This window comes from Bacillus sp. UNC41MFS5, from assembly GCF_000686805.1.
Map to the genome: position 1 here is coordinate 1 of NZ_KK366017.1, position 24,249 is coordinate 24,249.

Genomic DNA, 24,249 nt, shown 5'->3' on the forward strand with positions numbered 1-24,249 from the left:
ATGGCGAGAAGGTCACACCCGTTCCCATACCGAACACGGAAGTTAAGCTTCTCAGCGCCGATGGTAGTTGGGACACGCGTCCCTGTGAGAGTAGGACGTTGCCAGGCTGTAATATTATTATATTATTCCGCAGTAGCTCAGTGGTAGAGCTATCGGCTGTTAACCGATCGGTCGTAGGTTCGAGTCCTACCTGCGGAGCCATATATGGAGAGCTGTCCGAGTGGCCGAAGGAGCACGATTGGAAATCGTGTAGGCGGGTAACCCTGTCTCAAGGGTTCAAATCCCTTGCTCTCCGCCATAACTTTTTAAACGATATGGCCCCTTGGTCAAGCGGTTAAGACACCTCCCTTTCACGGAGGTAACACGGGTTCGAGTCCCGTAGGGGTCACCAAATTTTTTCACGCAAATGAAAATAACTTTCATTATTATGGAGGATTAGCTCAGCTGGGAGAGCATCTGCCTTACAAGCAGAGGGTCGGCGGTTCGATCCCGTCATCCTCCACCATATTTACATTATTATTGTCGCGGGGTGGAGCAGTCCGGTAGCTCGTCGGGCTCATAACCCGAAGGTCGCAGGTTCAAATCCTGTCCCCGCAATTGGTCTGGTAGTTCAGTTGGTTAGAATGCCTGCCTGTCACGCAGGAGGTCGCGGGTTCGAGTCCCGTCCAGACCGCCATATGTTGGCTCAGTAGCTCAGTCGGTAGAGCAAAGGACTGAAAATCCTTGTGTCGGCGGTTCGATTCCGTCCTGAGCCACCTTTAGTTTTTGCTTGCACCAGATGAAGCAATATGAATATTATAGTGGAGGGGTAGCGAAGTGGCTAAACGCGGCGGACTGTAAATCCGCTCCCTCCGGGTTCGGCGGTTCGAATCCGTCCCCCTCCACCATTTATAGGGGTATAGTTTAAAGGTAGAACGAAGGTCTCCAAAACCTTTGGTGTGGGTTCAATTCCTACTACCCCTGCCAATTTTATAGTGGCGATTGTGGCGAAGTGGTTAACGCACCTGATTGTGGTTCAGGCATTCGTGGGTTCGATTCCCATCAGTCGCCCCATTATATAAAAATTCTAAATTAGTAAACATTGGGCTATAGCCAAGCGGTAAGGCATCGCACTTTGACTGCGACATGCGTTGGTTCAAATCCAGCTAGCCCAGCCAATTTGCGGAAGTAGTTCAGTGGTAGAACACCACCTTGCCAAGGTGGGGGTCGCGGGTTCGAATCCCGTCTTCCGCTCCAATATTTATGGCGGCATAGCCAAGTGGTAAGGCAGAGGTCTGCAAAACCTTTACCACCGGTTCGAATCCGGTTGCCGCCTCCATATTATTTGCCAAGTATGGATAAGAACAGGTAATAACATTTCGCCGGGGTGGCGGAACTGGCAGACGCACAGGACTTAAAATCCTGCGGTAGGTGACTACCGTACCGGTTCGATTCCGGTCCTCGGCATTGCTTTATCAAAACATTTTAATACGCGCCGGTGTGGCGGAATTGGCAGACGCGCACGACTCAAAATCGTGTTCCGTGAGGAGTATCGGTTCGACCCCGATCACCGGTATCAAATTGTTTTAAAAAAGTTGCTCATATTATTATGAGCAACTTTTTTTTGGCTAGTATTAGTAACGAATAACCCCTAATCGTTCCCTTAATTAAAGAAAAAGGCAGTTTACGGTAACGAATAGATACCAATCCTCAACCGGAACTGTAAAATTCATAAGAGGTAAGGATTAATAATCAGCTAGAAAAAATATTCAGTATAGAAGAAGCGTAATCGATCCATAATTCTGATTGAAGGCTGCTACAAATCAATAACCCTATTCCAATAATTATCCCCTTTATAAGTAATTTCGACAAAATTCGCTTTTTTCCCTTGACTATAGTAAAAATAGTGTGTAATATAATAAGGGTCAGTTGCTGATTCATTAATTCATATAATGCGGGTGTAGTTTACTGGTAAAACCTCAGCCTTCCAAGCTGATGTAGTGGGTTCGATTCCCATCACCCGCTCCATACATATTAACTAACGCAGTTTATCGTTACTTAGAGAACGATGAATTGCGTTTTTTTCTATATAAAAAATAAAGAAAAAAAGATGCCCTATGGACACCTGACTAATTGGAAAGTGGCTTCTCCTCCATGTATTTGAGTAAACATGTTCATCAATGACTCTGTTAGTCTCTTCGAGTTTTCAACATCGGTTGACGGTTGCAAATATATTATCTGCAGGGCATTTTTGGTAGCAAACGTTACTGGTGCTTTATCCGAATCGACGAAGGGACTTCCAAAGGGCCCCAGATTATCTGAAGATACAATCAGACGATTCAAAGAATTTTTCCGTCCATTCAACCCAGTATATTCTTCCCCCTCCGTTCCTAATCGAATGCTTACGGGTCCATTCAAATTAGACTGATCGTAAATTCCAATAGGCACTTGATATTGTAAAGAGAAAAAATTATTTATATCAATTGCACTTTGAATAGATGTAAGATAATTTTGTTTTTGAACTCTTCTGTATAACGCTTCGACTGAGGGGCGATATCGATTCGGGTCTTTCCCATACTTTTTAAAAATCGAACGCCATTCTTGAATGCCAGAGAGTTCGGTAACATTTCTATTTTCTAAATCAAAATAAATAGATTCTTGGAAAAGCTGAAGCCTTCCTCTAATCATTTGCGGCGACTCACCGACATTGATATTTTTATATTCAATTATCCCCACTTTAAAGCTAGGTATTAGCTCGATTATTTCCTCTGATAGTTTAATTTCCAACCATTCCACCTCCAAAAAGCAATGAAAATAGTTTATCATAAATGATGCGGAACTAATAATTTAACTATCCAAAATTTTAATAAATCACTTCAAAGGAAGGAGGGGACCAAATGAAGGTCATGGACTTAAAAGAAGAACTGATTGCTTATAGTAAAGAAATAGGAATTGATAAAATTGGTTTCACCACAGCTGATATGTTCACTGACTTAAAGAATCGATTAATAAGGCAGCAGGCACTTAACTACCAATCAGGATTTGAAGAACCAGATATAGAGAAACGAGTGACCCCTTCTTTATTGCTAGAAGAACCTCGTTCAATCATTTCTATTGCGATTGCTTACCCTTCCAAGATGAATCACCGTGTAGAAAGTAAAAAGGGTGAGCGGAGAGGGATATTCAGCAGGGCATCATGGGGTCTTGATTATCATCATGTGCTGAACGATAGGCTTAAAAAGCTAGAGGACTTTCTCACTAAAAAGGTACCTGAAGCAAGGTTAAAATCAATGGTTGATACTGGAGAGCTCTCAGATCGTGCTGTTGCCGAACGGGCTGGAATTGGTTGGAGTGGAAAAAACTGCGCCATTATTACACCTGAGTATGGGTCATATGTGTATTTGGGTGAAATGATTACAAGTATACCTTTCGAACCCGATACACCAATGGAAGATCAATGCGGATCATGCACCAAGTGTTTGGACGCTTGTCCAACGGGGGCATTGGTCCAAGGTGGACAGATAAATGCGCAGCGCTGTATTTCTTTTTTAACACAAACGAAAACAATCATCCCTGAAGAATTTAGAGATAAGATTGGAAATCGGATTTATGGTTGTGATTCTTGTCAAACTGCGTGTCCGGTTAACAAAGGGAAGAACTTTCATTTTCATGAAGAACTTGAACCGAGTTCGGAAGTTGCGAAACCCTTATTAAAGCCAATCCTAAAGTTAAGCAATCGGGAATTTAAAGCAAAATTTGGATCCGTGGCCGGTTCATGGCGGGGGAAAAGACCGATACAGCGAAATGCGATCATTGCCCTTGCTCATTTTAAGGATGAAACAGCCATTCCAGATTTAGTAGATATTCTAGAGAATGAGGGAAGTTCAGTTTCAAGAGGAACAGCAGCATGGGCCCTTGGCAAAATAGGCGGAAAGACAGCTTTTGTGGCCTTAAAAAAAGCTCAGGAGCATGAAAAGGATCTTGAAGTACAAAATGAAATAGAAAAAGCCTTAAGTTTTTATAGGTAAAAATGAGTGAACTCAATTAGTTCGCTTATTTTTTTTGATTAAACCCTGTCGTCCCTCATATGTATGAATGAAAGGGGTGGAGAATATGCTTCATTTGATACAAGAGTTATTTGAAAAAAGAGTAAATCAATTTGTTAGCGAAAATGGAACTCCTAAATTATTTTTTCCAAAGGCTGATATGAAGCAAAGCGCCTTTGCAAAAAGATCTGCTGAAATTGTAAAAGTAAAAGCTTCGGGCAGAATCATAGAAATAGATAAAGAGGATGAATTTCATAGGGTAAAATATCATGCCCATTATCAATATTTAATCAAGCAAAAGGGTTTACTGTATATGGAAGAAGAAGTTGAAGAAAGATTAGCTAAGTTTTATAAAGAGGCTTTAGTGATGGATGAGGAAATTAGCACTTACGAAGCTCAAGAAACCCATCAGCTACCAACAGAATTGGCTGTAAAGGATCAGGATGAACGATCAAGCTTTCAGTATAACAGATTAAAGGCTGTGCAATATGCTGAAAGGTGGTGGAATAGCTACAACCCTGCATATAAAAAGTTTGAAAATGATTGCACCAATTTCATTTCACAATGCCTTCATAGTGGCGGTGCACCTATGAGAGGCTATCCTAATCGGGCAGCAGGCTGGTGGCTTCAAAAAAGCAATTATAGCTATAGTTGGGCAGTGGCGCACTCTCTAAAGGGATACTTCGCTAATTCGAAAATTGGTTTACGGGCAAGGGAAGTGAACAGTCCGGATCAATTATTATTGGGAGATATAATTTGTTACGATTTTGAAGGAGATGGACGGTTTAATCATAATACGATTGTGACGGGTAAGGATGCAAATGGTATGCCGTTAGTTAATGCCCATACGTATAATAGTCGCATGAGGTATTGGGCATACGAAGATTCATCAGCCTATACCCCAAATATTAAGTACAGATTTTTTTCAATCATCGATTAAGGAGGCTGAATTATTGAAAGGGTCTATGATAATGGTATAATGGCATGTAGAGTTTTTACATGAGGTGAATTCCATGTCAATTAATGTTGTCTTATATCAACCGCAGATTCCTTCTAATACAGGAAATATTGCAAGAACATGTGCAGGAACAGATACAAATTTACATCTTATCCGTCCATTAGGCTTTTCTACGGATGACAAAATGTTAAAAAGAGCAGGACTCGATTATTGGGAACACGTTAATATCTTCTACTATGATTCTCTTGATGACTTTTATGAGAAGAATGCGGGCGGTGAATTTTTTTATATTACAAAATTTGGACAGAAGGCTTTTAGCAGTTTTGATTATAGTCAATCAGGCAAAGATTATTACTTTATTTTTGGGCGTGAAACAACAGGACTTCCGAAAGATGTCATTGAAAATAATAAAGAAGTCAGCTTGCGGATTCCTATGAATGAAAATATTCGTTCTCTAAATCTGTCCAATACAGCCGCCATTCTTATCTATGAAGCGCTAAGACAGCAAAACTATGCGCATCTACAATAATCCGAGGGGGCCTAAAGGGCCTCCTTTTAAGTAATGGAAAGGAAGATTGTTATGAATGAAGTTATCCAAACAATATTAAACCACCGCTCTCTTCGTCAATTTGAGGACAAGCAACTAACTGACGAACAAATTAAAACAATTGTTACTTGTGCTCAATCTGCATCCACATCTAGTTTTATTCAGGCTTACTCTATAATTGGTGTGAAAGACAAAGATAAAAAGAAAAAACTAGCAGAGATTGCAGGGCATCAGGAATATGTTGAAAAAAACGGCCACTTTTTTGTCTTTTGTGCGGATTTATACCGCCATACCATTATTGGGGAGACTGAACAGGTAAATGTAGCCCCTTCGATTGAAAGCACGGAAAAGTTTATGGTAGCCCTCATCGATGCGTCTTTAGCCGCACAAAATGCAGCGATTGCCGCAGAATCGATGGGGTTAGGAATTTGTTACATAGGTGGAATTCGAAATAATTTAGATGAGGTAACAAAGATTTTAAAAACACCAGAGCGGGTTATTCCTTTGTTTGGACTAGCAGTTGGGTTTCCGACTAAACTAAATGAAAAAAAACCGAGGTTGTCATTTGAACATGTTTATCATGAAGACGAATATGAACAAGATACAGAGGCTTACATTAGCCAGCTACAAAATTATGATAACTTAATTTCTAACTACTATGAAGAGCGGACAGGTGGGAAAAGAAAAGACCGTTGGACCGAACAAATGGCTAGGATGCTTGATAGGAAGAGTAGAATGTATATGAAGGAATTTATTCAAAAAAATAAACTGGATCTCCACTAAAAAAGCTGCCAATCGGCAGCTTTTATTTGGTTGAACCTGGTTTGTCATTATAACCTGATGTGAAGATTGCCGCTAAAAACGCGACCATTACTAAACAAACGATGAAAGTGTTCATATTTATGTAATCCTCCTTCGTCATACATTTTTCTATCTTGTCTCACATATAGTTTTATTATAGCCTATCTTATAAAAATGAAAAGAGGAAGATTCTTTTTATTGTAACAAAAAAGATAGACGCTAACCGCAATGGTTACGCATGTTCAATAGCTTATCAGCATAGAGTATATTAAATCGTCTCTGATTAACCTACGGGGGAGGGCCTTATGGATATTCTAAAAAAAATCGAGATGTTTCGCGAAGAAGAAGAAAAACTACGTTGGGAAGGGTCATTCGCAGATTATTTACAGTTGTTGAAAGAGAAGCCATGGGTTGCACAGTCGGCGCATTCACGGGTTTATAATATGCTTAAGGATGCAGGAATTACTGAAGAAAAAGGGACGAAGAAGTATGAATTTTTTAGCAATCAATTATTTGGTTTAGAGGAATCGCTTGAGAGGCTAGTAGAAGAATACTTCCATCCGGCTGCAAAAAGGCTGGATGTAAGGAAACGTATTTTATTATTAATGGGTCCTGTAAGCGGAGGGAAGTCCACTCTTGTTACCATGTTAAAAAGGGGGCTTGAAGCATACTCACTCACGGATCGAGGATCTGTGTTTGCTATTAAAGGATGCCCGATGCATGAGGATCCTCTCCATTTAATTCCACATCATTTACGAAAAGATTTCTATGATGAGTATGGCATTCGCATCGAGGGTAATCTTTCACCTCTAAACATGATGCGTCTAGAACAGGAGTATGGCGGGCGGATCGAAGATGTATTGGTTGAAAGAATCTTTTTCTCCGAAGATAAGCGAACAGGAATTGGTACATTCAGCCCTTCCGATCCGAAATCACAGGATATCGCCGATTTAACAGGCAGTATCGATTTTTCAACGATTGCGGAATATGGTTCTGAATCAGATCCACGAGCCTATCGATTTGATGGTGAGCTTAATAAAGCTAACCGTGGAATGATGGAGTTCCAGGAGATGTTAAAATGTGATGAAAAATTCTTGTGGCACTTACTGTCTCTCACACAGGAAGGAAATTTTAAAGCAGGCCGCTTTGCCCTCATTAGTGCTGATGAGTTGATCGTTGCCCACACGAATGAAACGGAATACAGATCCTTTATCTCCAATAAGAAGAATGAAGCACTCCATTCACGGATTATTGTTATGCCGATACCTTATAACTTAAAGGTGTCCCAAGAAGAAAGAATTTATGAAAAAATGATCAATGAAAGCGATGTTTCTGATGTTCACATCGCACCACATACGTTAAAAGTAGCTGCGATGTTTACCATTCTTACTCGTTTAAAGGAACCGAAAAAAGGCGATATTGATTTACTTAAGAAAATGCGCCTATATGATGGGGAAAGTGTGGAAGGCTTTAATACAGCTGATGTGGATGAACTGAAGAAGGAATATCCTGATGAAGGTATGAGTGGTATCGACCCTCGTTACGTAATTAACCGAATTTCATCGACAATCATTCGTAAAGAAATACCATCTATTAACGCACTTGATGTACTAAGATCATTAAAGGATGGACTCGACCAGCACCCGTCCATCACCGCAGAGTTACGGGAACGTTATATGAATTATATTTCATTAGCTCGGAAAGAGTATGATAATATTGCCAAGAAGGAAGTCCAAAAGGCATTTGTGTATTCGTATGAAGAATCAGCGAAAACCCTTATGGACAATTACCTTGATAACGTAGAGGCCTATTGCAATAAATCCAAACTGCGGGATCCACTCACTGGAGAGGAAATCAATCCAGATGAGAAGTTGATGCGCTCCATTGAAGAACAAATTGGTATTTCTGAAAATGCGAAAAAGGCCTTTAGAGAAGAAGTCCTTATTAGGATTTCAGCCTTTGCGAGAAAAGGAAAACGATTTGACTATAATTCCCATGATCGTCTCCGTGAAGCCATCCAAAAGAAATTGTTTGCCGATCTAAAAGACGTTGTGAAAATTACCACTTCATCCAAAACACCGGATGAACAGCAGCTAAAGAAAATCAATAACGTAGTTGCAAGATTAGTGGATGAACATGGCTATAATACAACGTCAGCTAATGAATTACTTCGTTATGTAGGAAGTCTATTAAATAGATAGGTTGGGGTTAAAATAGCAGGGACTGGCAGAAAGAAATCTGTCAGTCTATTTTTTTCCTTATTCAATTTCACGAAAAATCTGTAATGCTCTCACATTACCACTTGTCCAAATTCATAGGCGAATACACAATTGTCAAAATAATTTGTAAATTATTCTTTATTTCTGCATAGGATAAAGTAATCCATATTTATCTAATTTTTTTTCACTCGCGTTATCATATGTATTGGATGAAAATTTGTGCATTTTGGAACCAATTAAAATAATAAGGAGGGGTTTACATTGTCAACAAACAACCATCAATTTGTCATTTCAAGAGAAGATTGGTCCCTCCACCGTAAAGGCCACGATGACCAGCAAAGGCATCAGGAAAAAGTCCAGGAGGCAATTCGAAACAATCTTCCTGACTTAATTACTGAAGAAAGCATAATCATGTCTAACGGTCGAGATGTCGTAAAAATTCCTATTCGTTCATTGGACGAATATAAAATCCGTTATAATTATGACAAAAACAAACACGTGGGCCAAGGTGATGGTGACAGTCAAGTAGGTGATGTAGTAGCACGTGATGGTTCTAGCGGCCAGAAGGGACCTGGAAAAGGCCAAGGAGCTGGCGACCAAGCAGGTGAAGATTACTTTGAGGCGGAAGTATCATTAATGGAACTAGAGGAAGCATTATTTAAACAATTAGAGCTTCCAAATTTGAAAAGAAAAGAAGAGCAAGAACATCTGGTTGAAAACATTGAATTCAATGATATTCGCAAAACAGGGCTGATGGGGAATATCGATAAGAAACGGACGATGATGTCAGCTTTTAAAAGAAATGCGATGACTGGAAAGCCAGCCTTCCACCCGATTTACAAGGACGATTTAAAATTTAAGACTTGGAATGAAGTAATCAAACCAGATTCTAAAGCAGTAGTTATTGCCATGATGGATACAAGTGGATCGATGGGGATCTGGGAAAAGTATATGGCACGCAGCTTTTTCTTCTGGATGACTCGTTTTTTAAGAACCAAATATGAAACGGTGGAAATTGAATTTATTGCCCACCATACTGAAGCAAAGGTAGTTTCAGAGGAAGATTTCTTTTCAAAGGGTGAAAGTGGTGGAACTATTTGTTCATCCGCATACCGGAAAGCACTTGAAATCATTGATGCCAAATATAATCCACGGAAGTTCAACATCTATCCATTCCATTTTTCAGACGGTGATAATCTCACGTCGGACAACGCCCGCTGCGTGAAGCTAGTTGAAGAATTAATGAAAGTATCTAATATGTTTGGCTACGGTGAAGTAAATCAATATAATCGCCATTCAACGTTAATGTCAGCTTATAAAAACATTAAAGATGACCAATTCCGCTACTATATTCTTAAGCAAAAAGCAGATGTATTTCATGCGATGAAAAGCTTTTTCCAAGCAGAGGAATCGAAATTATTCGCATAACAAAAACGACTGGTGTCAGGCACCAGTCGTTTTTGTTGTTATTCAATTGATAGGATTCCATCTTGACCTTGGGATGAGTGTCCTTGTTTTATTACGTTTAATTTTGTTAAGTTTGTAAAGATAATTGGAGTAACTGTTGATGGTGCTGATTTTTTAATGAAATCTAAATCAAATTTTAGAATCTCCTGTCCTTTTGTAATCTTTTCTCCATCCTTTACAAGCACTGTAAAACCTTCGCCTTTTAAATTCACAGTGTCCATGCCGACATGGATGAGAATTTCATATCCTTGGTTTGACTTGATACCAATAGCATGTTTAGTAGGAAATACGCTCATGACTTCTCCGTCAACAGGTGAAACGACAGAGCCTTTAGATGGAACAATTGCAAAGCCATCGCCCATCATTTTTTGTGAGAAGACTTGATCGGGCACTTCAGTAATCGGGATAATTACCCCTTCGATTGGCATAACAAAATCTTTTTCAGATAGTGGAGAGAGTCCTTTAGATTCCACTGTAGTATAACTATCATTTTTGGTTGTATTAATTTTCTTCATCGCATTTGGATTATTACGAAGTTTTAAAATTTCGTCTGCTACGAATTGTACATTCGTTCCGACAATTACTTGAATGCTTTGCTTCCCAACGATATTAATTCCTGGTACACCAGTCGATTTAATTTTTTGTTGGTCGACTGCGTTCATGTCTTTTACTTCCATTCTTAAACGAGTTACACAATTGTCAACAGAGGTAACGTTGGCATCTCCACCTAATCCTTCATAAATCTGTGCAGCCATAACAGTAAATTTACTTTCACCTGTTGCAATATTGATTTCAGAAGATTCTTCATCATCCTCTTCACGTCCAGGAGTCATCAAGTTGAATTTCGTAATGATAAATCTGAATAAGAAATAATAGATTACCGCAAACACTAAGCCTTGAACCATTAACATGTAAGGATGGTTTGCTAACGGTAATCTAGAACTTAAAATAAAGTCAACTAGACCGGCACTAAAACCAAATCCAGCCGTCCAATGGAATGCAGCTGCAATGGCTAAGGAAATACCTGTTAAAATCGCGTGCACCACATAAAGCATTGGAGCTACAAACATAAAGGCAAATTCAATTGGCTCTGTTACACCAGTAAAGAACGCTGCGAAACCTGCTGCTAACATTAAGGAAGCCACAGCTTTTTTCTTCTTGTCCTTCGCAGTATGGTACATCGCTAATGCTGCTGCTGGTAAACCAAACATCATGACAGGGAAGAATCCTGCTTGATACATACCAGTAACACCTTTTGTTCCTTTACCAGCCCAGAAATTACCGATATCATTAATTCCGGCTACGTCAAACCAGAATACTGAGTTCAAGGCATGGTGCAGACCAGTTGGAATCAATAAACGGTTAAAGAATCCATATAAACCTGCGCCAAAAGCGCCTAAATGAGCAATACCTTTACCAAATGAAACAAGTCCTGTAAAGATAACGGGCCATAAGAAGAATAGTATTGCAGAAACAGCAAGCATAGATACCGCAGTCATGATTGGGACAAGACGCTTACCAGAGAAAAATGCTAAAGCATCCGGTAATTTAACATGGCTAAAGCGATTGTACATCGTGGAAGCAACAATACCAGAAAGAATACCAACAAAAGCATTTCCAATCTTTACAAACGCAGGATCTACCTCTTCTGGTTTAATCCCTTCAAGCAATGCCACTGAGCCTGGTGAAAGCAGGGTTGTCACAACTAAGTAGGCAACCAAACCACTTAACGCGGACGAACCATCTTTCTCTTTCGCCATCCCTAATGCTACCCCAACAGCAAATAGGATAGGGATATTATCAATAATCGATGACCCAGCTTTAATTAGGAAAGCCGCTAGCGGACTATCCGCCCCCCAACCCGTAGGGTCGATCCAATAACCAATACCCATCAAGATAGCTGCAGCCGGTAAAACAGCTACAGGTAACATCAATGAACGACCAATTCTTTGTAAATATTTCTTCATCACATTACCTCCTATAAACTTTTATAAAAAAATTAACTAAAAATGAATTATTCCATCAAAATAATCAATGTTGGTGTAAGCGCTTTTCCATTTCTAACTATATCACCAAATATTTATAGATGTCTATACCAATTTGATTATTTTATTAACAAATCTATTCTTCTAATATATGGAAGTATTAACATAACTTAGGTATTGAATAATAATTGTATTAGAATCTAACAATCACTTCTAAATAAATTGGTATAGACAACTATATAATGGTGATGCTAATATTTAGATATAACCTGAAAGGAAGTATCAAAGATGATTCCAAACGATAATCATATTTTGCTAAGTGGTATACGGGTTTATTCAGAAGAACAAATAATAGAAGATGGATATATAAAAATAAAAAATCAAAAAATCATTGAAATCGGTTCATTACATGAGCTATCTAATAAAGACAACTGCAATGTGATTGAAATTCCTGCCCATTTTAAGGCAGTTCCAGGCTTTATCGATGTTCATATCCACGGTGTAGCAGGTGCCGACACAATGGATGCAACCAAGGAAGCACTGGACACAATGGTAGCAGCATTGCCTGGAGAAGGTACAACTAGCTTTTTAGCTACTACAATGACCCAGGAAGGGAAACAAATTGAAAATGCCTTAATTAATGCTGGAAAATACATCAAAGAACAGCACGCTTCAGGACAATCTGAAATACTTGGCATTCATCTCGAAGGACCATTTGTGAATGGTAAAATGGCGGGGGCGCAGCCGATTCAACATATAATTGATCCTGACCTTGCTTTACTTAAAGAATGGCAAAAGCTCTCCAATGAAACGATTAAACTTGTCACTCTAGCCCCGGAACGGCCGAATGGATTAGACATGATTCGATATTTAAGGACGAATGGAATTGTTGCATCGATTGGTCACTCAGATGCCACCTATAATGAGGTTTGCGAGGCGATTGATGCTGGTGCCAATCACGTAACCCATCTTTTTAATCAAATGAGAGGACTGCATCATCGTGAACCTGGGGTTGTGGGGGCAGCCTTTTTAAGAGAAGAATTAAAAGCGGAGATTATTGTCGATGGCGTGCATAGTCGTCCAGAAATGGTTAAACTAGCTTTCAAGCAAAAACGAAGTGATGGATTGATTTTAATCACTGATTCAATGCGAGCAAAATGTTTGAAAAATGGCAGGTATGAACTTGGAGGTCAAGAGGTCTTCGTAAATGATGGAAAAGCTGTCCTAGAAGATGGAACCCTTGCTGGAAGTATCCTGAAATTGGGAAAAGCCGTTAAAAATATCATTTCTTATTCGGACTGTTCACTGGAGGACGCTATCGAAATGGCTTCAGTAAACCCAGCCAAGCAATTGAACCTTTATGATCGAAAAGGCAGTATTGCAGTTGGAAAAGATGCAGACATAGTTATTTTAGATGAGAATATGGAAGTTTATATGACATTATGTAGGGGAGCTCTTGCATTTAAAAGGGAGGAAAATTCCAAATGAAAATTATTGAAGTCAAAGATTATCAACAAATGAGTAACAAAGCAGCTGAATATATCATAAAAAAAATAGTTCAGGATCCAAATATTAACCTTGGTTTGGCAACAGGCGGGACACCTGTCGGAACATATAAATGCTTAATCGACGACCATCAAAATAATGGGACCTCTTATCAGAAGGTAACCACTTTTAATCTAGATGAGTACATCGGGCTATCAGGTGAAAATAAGAATAGCTACCGGTATTTTATGAATAACCAACTTTTTAATGGTATTGATATCAATAAAGAGAAAACAAATATTCCAAGTGGCACTGCTACAGATTTTCAAGAAGAATGCAATCGTTACGAAGATTTAATTACTAAGCTTGGCGGCATTGATTTACAAATTCTTGGGATTGGCAGTAACGGACATATAGGCTTTAATGAACCAGGAACTTCCTTTGCGTCCAAAACGCATATTGTAGAGTTAGCTTCTTCAACGATTCAAGCAAACGCAAGATTTTTTAACAACATCGAAGAGGTTCCTACTAAAGCCATAACGATGGGGATTTCCACCATTATGGAAAGTAAAGAAATTCTGCTCCTCGTATCAGGTGAAAAGAAAAGAGAAGCACTTTTTAGACTGTTAAATGGGGAGATTAATGAAAGTTTTCCTGCATCTGTGTTGAAAAATCATCCTTGTGTTACAATTATTGCAGATAAGGCGGCAATAGCAGATTTAAAGGTTCAATGCTAAAAGCGTATTGAGAATTCTCTTTCAACATTAAACCATTGTGCCAGTTTTAAGGAAAGGATGAAGCAGGAGGAAATGATTAATAAGAATTCTCCGATTCCAATTTATTACCAAATTGAAGAATATATTAAAGAACTAATTGAAAATGGCGAGTTGCGTCCCGGTGATGCGCTCCCACCAGAAAGAGAATATGCGGAAAAATATCAGATTAGCCGTATGACAGTGAGACAGGCATTTACTCAGTTAGTAAATGAAGGATTGTTATATCGATTGCAAGGAAAGGGAACTTTTGTTGCAGAAAGAAAAATTGAACAGCCCCTTCAAGGATTAACGAGCTTTACAGAAGATATGAGAGCAAGAGGATTCGAACCTGGAAGCCAATTACTTCATTTTGAAATTATTCCTGCAACTAGACAAATAGCAGGGCAACTTTTAATTTCTGAACATGGCCCTGTATATGAAATCAAAAGAATTCGTATGGCAGATAATGTCCCAATGGCGTTAGAAACCAACTATATTTCAGCCAACCTTATTAAAGGACTTACAGAAAGAATTGTAAATGATTCCCTGTATAAATACATTGAAGAGCAATTAGACTTAAAAATTGATAGTGCTTCACAAATCATTGAATCATCAGTGGCCAGTCAAAGCGAAGCTGATTTATTAAAAATCAGTAAGGGTGCGCCAGTTATGTTAATCCAAAGAAACACTTTTTTAAAGGACAATACCCCTGTTGAATTCGTTAAATCGGTATATCGTGCAGACCGCTACAAATTTATGATTCAAATGAAACGTTGAAGTCATAGCAATGGAGGTTATTTAGCATGTTCAATCATTATTTTCATAAGCTTCACGAATTATTAGGCTTAGTTGAAAAGGATGAATCTGATGGCCTCAAAGAAGCTGCTAAAAAGATAGCAGAATGTATCCAAAACGATGGAATTATTCATGTTTTTGGATGCGGGCATTCACATATCCTTGGAGAAGAACTATTTTACCGTGCAGGTGGACTAGTACCTATTAACCCTATCTTAATTGAGGACTTAATGCTTCATAAGGGGGCTGTTCGTTCATCTCAACTAGAAAAGGAAAATGACCTTGCAAAACAATTTCTTACTGGAGTGAAAATTCAACCTCAGGATATTGTTATTGTTGCATCAACCTCTGGCAGGAACCCTGTGCCAATAGATGTTGCGGAGTTTGCTAAAAATAAAGGCGCCTTTGTTATTGCAATCACATCATACGTTTATACAAAGGCCGTGACATCAAGACATAAAAGTGGTAAATATTTGTATCATACTGCTAACCTTGCTATTGATAATCACATTATGGTGGGTGATGCATTAATGGAGCACGAGTCTCTTGCTGTTAGCTTTGGTTCAGGTTCAACAGTCATTGGGACAGCGATTGTTAACGGAATAATGGTGGAGGCCATTAGCATAATGATCAGTAATAACTTTGAACCGCCAATTTTTAAAAGCGGCAATGCTGATGGTGCAGAAGAGCATAATCGTGCGTTGATTAACAAATATAAAGAACGAATTCCAATGTTGGAAAATTGAACGATTTAAACGAAACCGACAGTTACACTAGTTGGTTTTTTTTGTGTGAAAATAAAAATACGTTTATTTTCCACCAATACTTTCTTTGAAAATCTAGAAAAATAAAGGGGTAACATGATTTCTTCAAAGGAGGTATTTCGATTGATAAAAAAATCTTTTGGGTTAGCTTTAACAGCGGTTTTAACAATAGGACTTGCTGCTTGTAATAACAATGATAAAAATGACTTAAATGATCAGGATACTCGTGTTGGGATGAACAATAACATTAGAAATAACACCCCATATATGGATGTCCGTAATGGCAGAGATGATGGGATTGACCACAATGGTCCATTAACTGAGGACTACACGAACAATGATAACAATGATTCAGATCTTGATGTTAATCTATATAATAACAAACGAAAAAATAAGAAAAATTATAACAATAGGGATATGATTTCTGCATATCAGACATCTTTGAACAGTAGCCAATATCCTCATACAAGAGCGGTATTAATCCAAGATGCAAAATATCAGTACATGACTATGGACCCAAGAAACTGGGCGCTTCAACAGATTCAGCCATATCTACAGCAACAAATACCGTCAGGACAGGCACCAACGGGGCAGCAAGCACCAATTCAGCAGCCAGCACCAAAGCAAACAACACCAACACCAGCACCAAAGCAAACAGCGCCAGCGCCGGCACCAAAACAAACAACACCAGCACCAAAACAGCCAGCTACTACACAAAATAATGCACCAGCACCAACCACTGGAAATGTTAGTCAATATGTTCAACAAGTAATTGACTTGACTAATGCACAACGCAGTAAGAATGGTCTTCCAGCACTAAAGGCTGACACAAAACTTAATGGTGTAGCACAGAAAAAATCTCTGGATATGCAGCAGAAGAATTATTTTTCACATACAAGCCCAACATATGGATCTCCATTTGACATGATGAGGGACTTTGGTGTGACTTATAAATCTGCAGGTGAAAATATTGCCCAAGGACAACGTACACCACAAGAAGTAGTAACTGCTTGGATGAATAGTGAAGGCCATCGCAGAAATATCCTAAGTGCTAATTTCACTCATATTGGGGTAGGATATGAAGCTACAGGCAAACATTGGACGCAAATGTTTATCGGAAAATAATAAGATTATTTAAAAGTAACCGACAGTTAATTATCCTGTCGGTTTACTTTTAGTTTGATTCGTTTTTTAATATCATGGGAATGGTTGGGAATTTAAAATAAAAAGTGGTGCCTACTCCGACGTCACTCTCTGCCCAGACAGTACCAGCCATGGCACGGGCAATGCTGTAGACAACCATCATACCTAAACCTGTTCCATTTTTTCCTTTTGTTGAATAAAACGGTTCTCCTAATCGCTCAAGTTGCTCACTCGTCATTCCAATACCAGTATCATTTACAGCTATGGTTACATAATTTTTACTGAATTCAGTAGTAATGGTTAAATATCCGCCATTTGGCATGGCTTCAATTCCATTTTTGATGACATTCACAAAACATTGACGAAACTTCTGTCCATCTCCCTCAATAAAACCAATAACTGAGAAATCAGTAATAATTTCTACTGAATTTTGATTGGCCAAAGGCTGAAGAATATTAATTATTTGTCGCAGTTCACTTTTTACATTTAGTTCCTCGAGCGCTTCCAAGGATGGCTTGGCAAAAGTTAAGTAATCTTGAATAACACGTTCAGCAGAAATTAATTCTTCTTTAACAATCGATAGGTATTCTTTTCTTTTATGCCTTGAAAGATAATCATCTTGCAGGAGTTGGACAAACCCACTGGCAGCCGTTAGTGGATTTCGGATTTCGTGAGAGATAGCAGCTCCCATCTGTTCCACTGCTTTTAATTTTTCTGCTTTAATGAGCTCCTGCTGCATTTCGTTATTTCGTCTGACAAATTCAATCCCATATGAGATAATGCCAATTCCGAGAGAGGGAATAAATAGGAATGCAAACCAAGCATCCAGCCAATATGTATGGGTATTTTCGAAACTCATCCCAATAACCGTGACCACACCAAGAACCACACCTATGCATACCGTAACGAAAATGCGCCGTCCTGGAATTTGTCTTAAAAACCACGGATGTACTCGCCAGAAAATTACTCCCATGGGTACATAAAGTGCGACTGTTTGAAAAAAGCCCAAATCAAAGCCATAGAAGCCCCTTATGACTATAATGGCAACTGTAAGAATGGGTCCGATTCCGATATAAAGAGCCCCTAACACTAAAGGAATAATTCTTAAATCGTATCGGGCAGACGGAACTGGATTGTAAGAGAATTGAATACATAACCATAGCATGGCAATACACATGATAATTAGTGAGGATTTAGAAAGGGTAAATTTTTTTATATTATCGAAAAAAATTAAGCAGAAAAATAATAATATGATAAAAATTGAGAGGTTTAAAAAAAGATGTTTCGTTATGTCCATTAACGTCACCATCCAAAATAAGGCTGTTAGGGAAATTTTACATGTATTTTCCACATTATACAACAATATTTGCGCAATTTAGAAAAAATAAAATAGTGTTTTGAGGATAAAAAATAGGAAGGCTTGTTTGTTACAAACCTTCCAAACTTAATTGAGCAGACGAGATAGTATTTCTCCCTTTTGTCTTAGATACGTACAGGGCCTCATCAGCCATTTGTATTAACTCTTGTGGCATGATAAATCCAGAGGGGACAATGGTGGCAACTCCAATACTAAGTGTAATGATATTGGCGATGTTAGAACTTATATGGGGAATCGCTAGTAACCGAATGGTGTCTTGTATTTGTTTTGCAATTTTCATCCCTTCATCCATACCTGTGGAAGGGGAGATTAGCGCAAACTCTTCTCCCCCATAACGGCAAAAAGTAAAGTCAGAGTTAATGGTAGTAATCTGATTGTCTATGGCCAGAGCAATCGATTGTAAGCAAGCATCTCCTGTTAGATGACCGTAGGTATCATTGTATTTTTTAAAGTAATCAATATCAAACATAATTAAAGTGATTGGAGAATGGGTAGAAGAAGAATTTGAACAGTCTTTCACAAGTGTTTCATCAAAATATCTTCGATTAGCTATTCCGGTTAGACCATCCATATAGGAGAGCCGATTTAGAAGTTCATTGGCCTCTTGTAATTTTTGTTCAGTTAATTTACGTTCTGTTATATTCCTGGATACAATAATGACTTTTTTGCTGCCATCATCTTCAAAATGAACACTTTTGAGAGCAGATTCAATCCAAACATAGTTTCCCATTTTTGTACGAAAGCGGTAGGTCGAATTAGCAGTACCTTCTTCTAAAGCTTTCTCAAACATTTCATTTGTATGTTCAATATCATCAGGATGAATAAACATATACATATTACTATCTAGAAGTTCGGGATACTCATAATGAATAATTTCTTTAACAGCAGGTGAAATATATTTGTATTCTGCATTTTCGTTGTGCATGGTAATCATGTCACTTGAGTATTCAGCAATAAGTCGAAACCGCTCTTCCGTTTCTTTTAATTTCATTAAACTATGTTTTAATTGATTTTGTGCTTCATAAGAGTTGACTACAAAAACAAAGAAATGATAGGCTAAAAAACCGCCAATGAAAGAAATAAAATAATGCATCGCTAATACATTTTTAAGAATTTGAAGATCCTCAATTCTGATGATGAAAATTATGGAAACAAAAAACAAACCAATTAAATTCATGATAAAAGCCTTAAGGGTTCGTGAAATGTTAATATTTGAAATTCCCCCACAGAGTATTCCTGTGAAAAGTGCACCGATTGATCCGAGTATGGATGATTCATTAATTCCAAAAAGAAGAACTCTTCCTGCCGCAATAAGAACCGAAGATAATAAAGCAGGAATCATTCCACCAAAGGAAGCAGCAATAACAATAGCTAAATGGCGTAAATCGGCAATCGTGCTTGCATTTATTTGGATACTAAATGCCATTAGGATATTCCCCAAAATTCCAAAAGAAAGTCCCCAATAAAGTTTTGTTGATCGGGGAGAGTTAGTGTGTATTGGCTTATCTTTAAATAACACTCCCATTATAGAGAAGGAAGCAATTAATATTGCTGCATTTGAGACAAAATCTTTTAGCATGGATAATCTCCTGGCAAAGTGAATGAAGTTTTTGGTACTATTTTACAATAATAAAAAATGCATCTTTCTAATTATACTATGAATTAGATATTAATACCAAAAGTAAACAGTAAAAAAGGCCTCCCTTTAAAAGGGAAACCAAAGTTATTTTATATCTTAAACGGTAACAGGTTTAGGTGCGAAATCTTTAGCTGCAAGTCTGGCATTTTCTTGTCCTTGTTTAAGAATCTCAGGTACCTTTAGTGGATTAATATCAAAACCTTCTGTAATAACTGAATCAGCAACCTCAATCCCCAAGAATCGCAGTGCGATTTTTAAATACCGATCACCGGACTCCAATGCTTCCATTGGGGTCCCTGTGTATTGACCGCCTCTTGTTTGGAGGTGAATCGCCTTTTTATTCATTAAAAGTCCCTTTGGTCCGTTAACTGTATGGGCAAACGTTTTTCCAGCAATAAATAGATTATCGATATATGCTTTTAATATGGCAGGTGAGCTTAAATTCCACATAGGGGAGACAAAAACAAAGTAATCAAAACTGATAAATTCATTAGCGAGATTATGCATTTTTATTATTTTTTCTCTTTCTATGTCTGATAGTTGTTCTAAGGAATACCCGTAACCAGCTAGTTTCCCTCTTGCAGATACCAAATCTGCATCCATTTGCGGGAAATCTAAGGAAAATAAATCCACTTTCTTGATTTCTACATCAGGCCGAACTTGGTGAAAGGACTCAAGAAAAGCCGCCCCAATCTTTAGTCCTTTTGATTTCTCCAGTCCCTTCGGATTGGCAGCTATATAAAGTAACTTTTCCACAATATACACAACCTATCTAAACATATTTTTCACTAATTTTATTATAAAAAAAATACCATTGCTCAATCTTGAACATTAGGTGACGTTAATGAACATTACGTGTCAATCTATTAATTATCGGGTTTCTAGGAAGTACTTCGGATTACCAATAAATCCATCTCCTTGAGTATTAAAGAGGGGGTATAATAATTTGGATTTTTTTATTTAAACGCTTTCAAAAATCTATTGACTGATTATATCCTCGATGATAAGATACATCTATACTAATTAATTAGTTCATTAAACTAATTAATAGAAAATATTAACAGCACTATTTTCATTTTTTTTAAAGGGTTTTGAAAAGGGTTTCATAGTATTGAAGATTCAAAAGATTAATAGTAATTAAAGGTTTAGGGGTAAATTACAAAATACGGGATAGTTAATGGAGGGGTAGAAATGAGTCAATTAGCAAAAAAATCAGCTGTAGAATCAGTATCTGAAAATGGATTAAGAAAGTTTGGAATGAAAGATAAACTCGGTTATATGTTTGGTGACTGGGGGAATGATTTCTTCTTTATTCTAGTAGCCGCATTCTTAATGGTTTTCTATACAGATGTCTTTCATCTTAATCCTGCTGCAGTCGGTGGATTATTCTTCCTTGCCCGTTTATGGGATGCAGTAGCAGACGTTTCATGGGGCCGTTTTATTGATACAAGAAAAGCAGGGAAAAATGGCAAATTCAAGCCTTGGATCTTTAGAATGTCTTTCCCGCTTGTTATTTCTGGTGTTTTAATGTTTGTTCACATTCCAGGAATGTCAGATGGATTTTATCTTGCTTATGCATACGTAACATATATTATTTGGGGAACACTATATAGTACAGTAAATATTCCTTACGGATCAATGGCTTCAGTTATCACCGGCGATCCAGTTGAACGTACTGCTCTATCAAGTTGGAGAACATTAGGTGGAAACTTGGCTGGATTAATTATTAACGTAGTTGGACCGATGATTTTATTTGTTAACAACCGACCAGATGCTAATCGCTTCATTTTTGCTGCATTACTTTTCGGTGCACTTGCACTTGCTTGTTATATGGCTTGTTATAAATTATCGGTTGAACGGATTGTAATGGACGAAACAACTAAACCAAAAATGGACTTAAAACAAACAATGAAAGGTCTTGGAAAAAACAGACCATTAATTTGGTTCCTTATTGCTTCCTTATTGTTCCTTGTTGTCTTTATGTTAATTGGTGCAGTAAACGTATATTTATTTAAAGATTACTTCGGAAATGCTAAAGCATTAAGTATGGTTGGTCTTCTTCAATCCATTGCAGTATTTGTAGGTATGCCATTTGTTAAACCATTGGTTGCGAAATTTGGTAAAAAAGAAGTAGCTTCTGGTGGTCTATTACTTGCTGCTCTTGTATACGGTGTTCTATATTTCCTTCCTAACATAACAGCAACACAATTTATCGGAATTTTATCGGTTGGAATGTTTGGTTATGGTCTTTTCAACCTTGTCATTTGGGCTTTCGTTACTGACGTTATTGATTATCATGAGTATTTAACTGGTTTACGTGAAGATGGAACCGTTTACTCGATTTATTCAATGGCACGTAAAGTTGGTCAAGCAGTTGCCGGCGGTGTTGGCGGTGCAGCAATTGCAGCAGTTGGTTATAATCCAACTCTTAAAGCACAAACAGCGGATACGCTTCAAGGAATTCATACACTAGGTACCCTAGTACCTGCAGTCACACTTGCTGTGGTGTTCCTAATCATTGTATTCTGTTATCCATTAAACAAAAAGCGTACAGCTCAACTTGCAATTGATTTAGCAGAAAAGAGAAAAGGCAAAAATTAATTTATATATCACTTGAAAGAAGATAGCTAAGATCCGCTTAGCTATCTTTTTTTGTTTTGATGATAACCGCTTACAAATTATTATTGACGAAATTTGTCGATGGTGTTATTCTATCGGTGTAGCCAATTAGTTAGTTTACTGAACAAATTAAATAAACACACTTAGTAACCTCAAAATTTCATCCATACATTATTGGTAGTTTTGAAAAGGGTTCCAAGTAAACGCTTTTAAGTAAATAGGAAGGGAAGAGTGAGAAACAATGGAGAAGAATGGCTCAAAGAAATTAACCTTAAAAGAAAAATTTTCTTACGGTTTAGGTGATGTCGGTAATGGATTTATGTTCGATATGGGGCAAATTTATTTGTTAAAATTTTATACCGATGTTTTAGGGATTTCAGCTTATTGGGGAGGGCTGGTATTTTTAATATCGAAGATTTTTGATGCATTTGCAGATTCTGCCGTTGGTGCATTCATAGATAAGCGGAAGGTGGGGAAACGAGGCAAGTTCCGTCCGTTCATTTTATTTGGTTCGATTCCGCTTGCCATTATGACTGTTATTTCTTTCATGGCACCTGATTTTTCAGATTCAGGAAAAATAGCCTTTGCTTTTATTACTTATATGGCATTTGGGTTGTCCTATTCAATTGTAAATATCCCTTACGGATCACTTGCAGCTTCCATGACACAAGATTCTGTGGATCGCGCATCTCTTGGATCCTTCCGAGCGATTGGCAGTCAATTTGCACTGCTTATCTCGGGGATGGTTGTAATCCCAATTGTTTTATATTTTCCAAATGAAAAATTAGGATATATGGTAGGAATCGCTTCGATGGCGTTAGTAGGGGTAATCTTCCATTATATTTGCTACCGAAACACAACTGAAAACATTATTAGAGAGCCTCAAAAAGAAAAAGACAAGGTTCCGATGTCAAAACTATTCAAACTATTACTTAGTAACAGACCGTTAATTGCCCTTTGTTTCGTTTGTTTGTTTATGGTTGCTGGGAGTAACCTGCGCACGGCTGTTCAGTTATATTACTTACAGTATAATTTAAATAATCCGGGTCTTATGTCTTTGCTTTCTTTTACTAGTATTGGAATCGCTGTCATTGGTTCATTTTTTATCCCAGCACTTGTTAAAAGACTAGGAAAAAAGAAAACATTTATAATCGGTCTTTTAATTGGAATTACTGCGGATGTTGCTAACTTTCTTTTACCAGCAAACATACCGACTTTCCTAATATTGCTTACAATTGGAAGTTTGGGTCTTAGCTTTGCACTTGGTTTACCATGGGTAATGGTTGCAGATGCAGTGGACTATCACGAATGGAAAACAGGACAAAGGACAGAAGGGATTGTATACTCAAGTTACAGTTTCTTCCGTAAACTAGCGCAGGCACTTGCTGGTTTTATTCCTGGCGTGGCACTTGGGTTAATTGGTTATGTTCCAAATGCAGAGCAAACTGCTAGCACACTCCTTGGTATTAAAGGGTTAATGTTCCTTGTTCCAGCTGGACTAAACTTAATTGCAGCGATTATCTTAATTGTGCTGTATAATTTAACAGAGGATTTATATAAAAAGATTGTTGATGAACTTAAAAATAAACAAAAAGTTAATGATGGTTTAAAAAGCGCATAATGAGCACATATAAAAACCCCCTTTTAGCAATTGCTAGAAGGGGGTTTT

At 37.9% G+C, this 24,249-nt stretch carries 18 protein-coding genes, 16 tRNA genes, 1 rRNA gene and 1 pseudogene; 30 read left to right on the top strand and 6 right to left on the bottom strand.

Annotated features, from left to right (window positions below; all coding sequences use genetic code 11):
• The 17 genes from rrf to BR30_RS0116340 all read left to right on the top strand — a co-directional run.
• Positions 1-107, top strand: a 5S ribosomal RNA gene (rrf, locus tag BR30_RS0116260); the annotation flags it as partial.
• A 19-nt stretch (positions 108-126) separates the two neighbouring features.
• Positions 127-201: transfer RNA gene (locus BR30_RS0116265), tRNA-Asn, on the top strand.
• Between the two features lie 5 nt (positions 202-206).
• Positions 207-298 (top strand) — tRNA-Ser (locus BR30_RS0116270).
• A gap of 18 nt (positions 299-316) precedes the next feature.
• Positions 317-391: transfer RNA gene (locus BR30_RS0116275), tRNA-Glu, on the top strand.
• 38 nt (positions 392-429) lie between these two features.
• Positions 430-505 (top strand) — tRNA-Val (locus BR30_RS0116280).
• 18 nt (positions 506-523) lie between these two features.
• Positions 524-597 (top strand) — tRNA-Met (locus BR30_RS0116285).
• 2 nt (positions 598-599) lie between these two features.
• Positions 600-676, top strand: a tRNA-Asp gene (locus BR30_RS0116290).
• Between the two features lie 6 nt (positions 677-682).
• Positions 683-755 (top strand) — tRNA-Phe (locus tag BR30_RS0116295).
• 47 nt (positions 756-802) lie between these two features.
• Positions 803-887, top strand: a tRNA-Tyr gene (locus BR30_RS0116300).
• Positions 888-892: 5 nt separating this feature from the next.
• A tRNA-Trp gene (locus tag BR30_RS0116305) sits at positions 893-966 on the top strand.
• A gap of 11 nt (positions 967-977) precedes the next feature.
• Positions 978-1,053, top strand: a tRNA-His gene (locus BR30_RS0116310).
• Positions 1,054-1,082: 29 nt separating this feature from the next.
• Positions 1,083-1,157 (top strand) — tRNA-Gln (locus BR30_RS0116315).
• Positions 1,158-1,161: 4 nt separating this feature from the next.
• Positions 1,162-1,236 (top strand) — tRNA-Gly (locus tag BR30_RS0116320).
• A gap of 8 nt (positions 1,237-1,244) precedes the next feature.
• Positions 1,245-1,318, top strand: a tRNA-Cys gene (locus BR30_RS0116325).
• A 42-nt stretch (positions 1,319-1,360) separates the two neighbouring features.
• Positions 1,361-1,446 (top strand) — tRNA-Leu (locus BR30_RS0116330).
• 27 nt (positions 1,447-1,473) lie between these two features.
• A tRNA-Leu gene (locus BR30_RS0116335) sits at positions 1,474-1,555 on the top strand.
• Between the two features lie 378 nt (positions 1,556-1,933).
• A tRNA-Gly gene (locus tag BR30_RS0116340) sits at positions 1,934-2,007 on the top strand.
• Positions 2,008-2,094: 87 nt separating this feature from the next.
• Here the strand turns inward: BR30_RS0116340 and BR30_RS0116345 are convergent.
• On the bottom strand, positions 2,095-2,766 hold the full coding sequence (locus tag BR30_RS0116345; RefSeq protein WP_026565890.1) for a B3/B4 domain-containing protein: 672 nt from the start codon (positions 2,764-2,766) through the stop codon (positions 2,095-2,097).
• A gap of 110 nt (positions 2,767-2,876) precedes the next feature.
• Between BR30_RS0116345 and queG the strand changes: the two genes are divergently transcribed.
• The 6 genes from queG (at position 2,877) to yhbH (ending at position 9,978) form a co-directional block, all read left to right on the top strand.
• The gene (queG, locus tag BR30_RS0116350) at positions 2,877-4,007 is read left to right on the top strand and encodes a tRNA epoxyqueuosine(34) reductase QueG (RefSeq protein ID WP_026565891.1); all 1,131 of its coding nucleotides are present in this window, start codon (positions 2,877-2,879) and stop codon (positions 4,005-4,007) included.
• A gap of 85 nt (positions 4,008-4,092) precedes the next feature.
• Positions 4,093-4,965: an amidase domain-containing protein gene (locus BR30_RS0116355; RefSeq protein WP_026565892.1), complete on the top strand. Its 873-nt coding sequence runs from the start codon at positions 4,093-4,095 to the stop codon at positions 4,963-4,965.
• A 73-nt stretch (positions 4,966-5,038) separates the two neighbouring features.
• Positions 5,039-5,512, top strand: coding sequence for a tRNA (uridine(34)/cytosine(34)/5-carboxymethylaminomethyluridine(34)-2'-O)-methyltransferase TrmL (gene trmL / locus BR30_RS0116360; RefSeq protein ID WP_026565893.1), 474 nt, complete (start codon positions 5,039-5,041; stop codon positions 5,510-5,512).
• Positions 5,513-5,563: 51 nt separating this feature from the next.
• Positions 5,564-6,313 (top strand): oxygen-insensitive NADPH nitroreductase, encoded by a 750-nt coding sequence (gene nfsA / locus BR30_RS0116365; RefSeq protein ID WP_026565894.1) that lies wholly within the window; start codon positions 5,564-5,566, stop codon positions 6,311-6,313.
• Between the two features lie 323 nt (positions 6,314-6,636).
• Positions 6,637-8,532 (top strand): PrkA family serine protein kinase, encoded by a 1,896-nt coding sequence (locus BR30_RS0116370; RefSeq protein WP_026565895.1) that lies wholly within the window; start codon positions 6,637-6,639, stop codon positions 8,530-8,532.
• A 279-nt stretch (positions 8,533-8,811) separates the two neighbouring features.
• Positions 8,812-9,978: a sporulation protein YhbH gene (gene yhbH / locus BR30_RS0116375; RefSeq protein ID WP_026565896.1), complete on the top strand. Its 1,167-nt coding sequence runs from the start codon at positions 8,812-8,814 to the stop codon at positions 9,976-9,978.
• Positions 9,979-10,016: 38 nt separating this feature from the next.
• Here yhbH and BR30_RS37990 read toward each other — a convergent pair whose 3' ends face one another.
• Together BR30_RS37990 and nagE are read right to left on the bottom strand one after the other, a co-directional pair.
• Positions 10,017-10,532 carry a PTS sugar transporter subunit IIA gene (locus BR30_RS37990; RefSeq protein WP_331280809.1) on the bottom strand — a complete coding sequence of 172 codons (516 nt, stop codon included), beginning with the start codon at positions 10,530-10,532 and terminating at the stop codon, positions 10,017-10,019.
• A 15-nt stretch (positions 10,533-10,547) separates the two neighbouring features.
• Positions 10,548-11,984: pseudogene (nagE, locus tag BR30_RS0116380) on the bottom strand (N-acetylglucosamine-specific PTS transporter subunit IIBC); the annotation flags it as partial.
• A 306-nt stretch (positions 11,985-12,290) separates the two neighbouring features.
• Between nagE and nagA the strand changes: the two are divergent.
• The 5 genes from nagA to BR30_RS33770 all read left to right on the top strand — a co-directional run bounded on the left by nagA (position 12,291) and on the right by BR30_RS33770 (position 16,926).
• Positions 12,291-13,490 (top strand): N-acetylglucosamine-6-phosphate deacetylase, encoded by a 1,200-nt coding sequence (gene nagA, locus BR30_RS0116385; protein ID WP_026565898.1) that lies wholly within the window; start codon positions 12,291-12,293, stop codon positions 13,488-13,490.
• Positions 13,487-14,224 (top strand): glucosamine-6-phosphate deaminase, encoded by a 738-nt coding sequence (nagB, locus tag BR30_RS0116390; protein WP_026565899.1) that lies wholly within the window; start codon positions 13,487-13,489, stop codon positions 14,222-14,224. Before nagA ends, nagB begins: the two co-directional genes overlap by 4 nt.
• Before the next feature lie 72 nt (positions 14,225-14,296).
• Entirely contained in the window at positions 14,297-15,019 is a 723-nt protein-coding gene (locus BR30_RS0116395) for a GntR family transcriptional regulator (protein ID WP_026565900.1), read from the top strand.
• A 26-nt stretch (positions 15,020-15,045) separates the two neighbouring features.
• Positions 15,046-15,783 carry an SIS domain-containing protein gene (locus BR30_RS0116400; RefSeq protein ID WP_026565901.1) on the top strand — a complete coding sequence of 246 codons (738 nt, stop codon included), beginning with the start codon at positions 15,046-15,048 and terminating at the stop codon, positions 15,781-15,783.
• Between the two features lie 141 nt (positions 15,784-15,924).
• Positions 15,925-16,926, top strand: coding sequence for a CAP domain-containing protein (locus BR30_RS33770; protein WP_026565902.1), 1,002 nt, complete (start codon positions 15,925-15,927; stop codon positions 16,924-16,926).
• A gap of 49 nt (positions 16,927-16,975) precedes the next feature.
• On the opposite strand, the gene BR30_RS0116410 is transcribed toward BR30_RS33770, so the two are convergent.
• The 3 genes from BR30_RS0116410 to BR30_RS0116420 form a co-directional block, all read right to left on the bottom strand.
• Positions 16,976-18,121, bottom strand: coding sequence for a HAMP domain-containing sensor histidine kinase (locus BR30_RS0116410; protein WP_331280801.1), 1,146 nt, complete (start codon positions 18,119-18,121; stop codon positions 16,976-16,978).
• A 250-nt stretch (positions 18,122-18,371) separates the two neighbouring features.
• Positions 18,372-19,901 carry a sensor domain-containing diguanylate cyclase gene (locus tag BR30_RS35290; RefSeq protein WP_051633652.1) on the bottom strand — a complete coding sequence of 510 codons (1,530 nt, stop codon included), beginning with the start codon at positions 19,899-19,901 and terminating at the stop codon, positions 18,372-18,374.
• A 156-nt stretch (positions 19,902-20,057) separates the two neighbouring features.
• On the bottom strand, positions 20,058-20,717 hold the full coding sequence (locus BR30_RS0116420; protein WP_026565904.1) for an FMN-dependent NADH-azoreductase: 660 nt from the start codon (positions 20,715-20,717) through the stop codon (positions 20,058-20,060).
• Positions 20,718-21,152: 435 nt separating this feature from the next.
• Between BR30_RS0116420 and BR30_RS0116425 the strand changes: the two genes are divergently transcribed.
• Positions 21,153-22,562, top strand: a complete 1,410-nt coding sequence (locus BR30_RS0116425) for an MFS transporter (protein WP_026565905.1) — start codon at positions 21,153-21,155, stop codon at positions 22,560-22,562.
• Positions 22,563-22,821: 259 nt separating this feature from the next.
• Positions 22,822-24,201: a glycoside-pentoside-hexuronide (GPH):cation symporter gene (locus BR30_RS0116430; protein ID WP_026565906.1), complete on the top strand. Its 1,380-nt coding sequence runs from the start codon at positions 22,822-22,824 to the stop codon at positions 24,199-24,201.
• Positions 24,202-24,249: the final 48 nt, after the last annotated feature.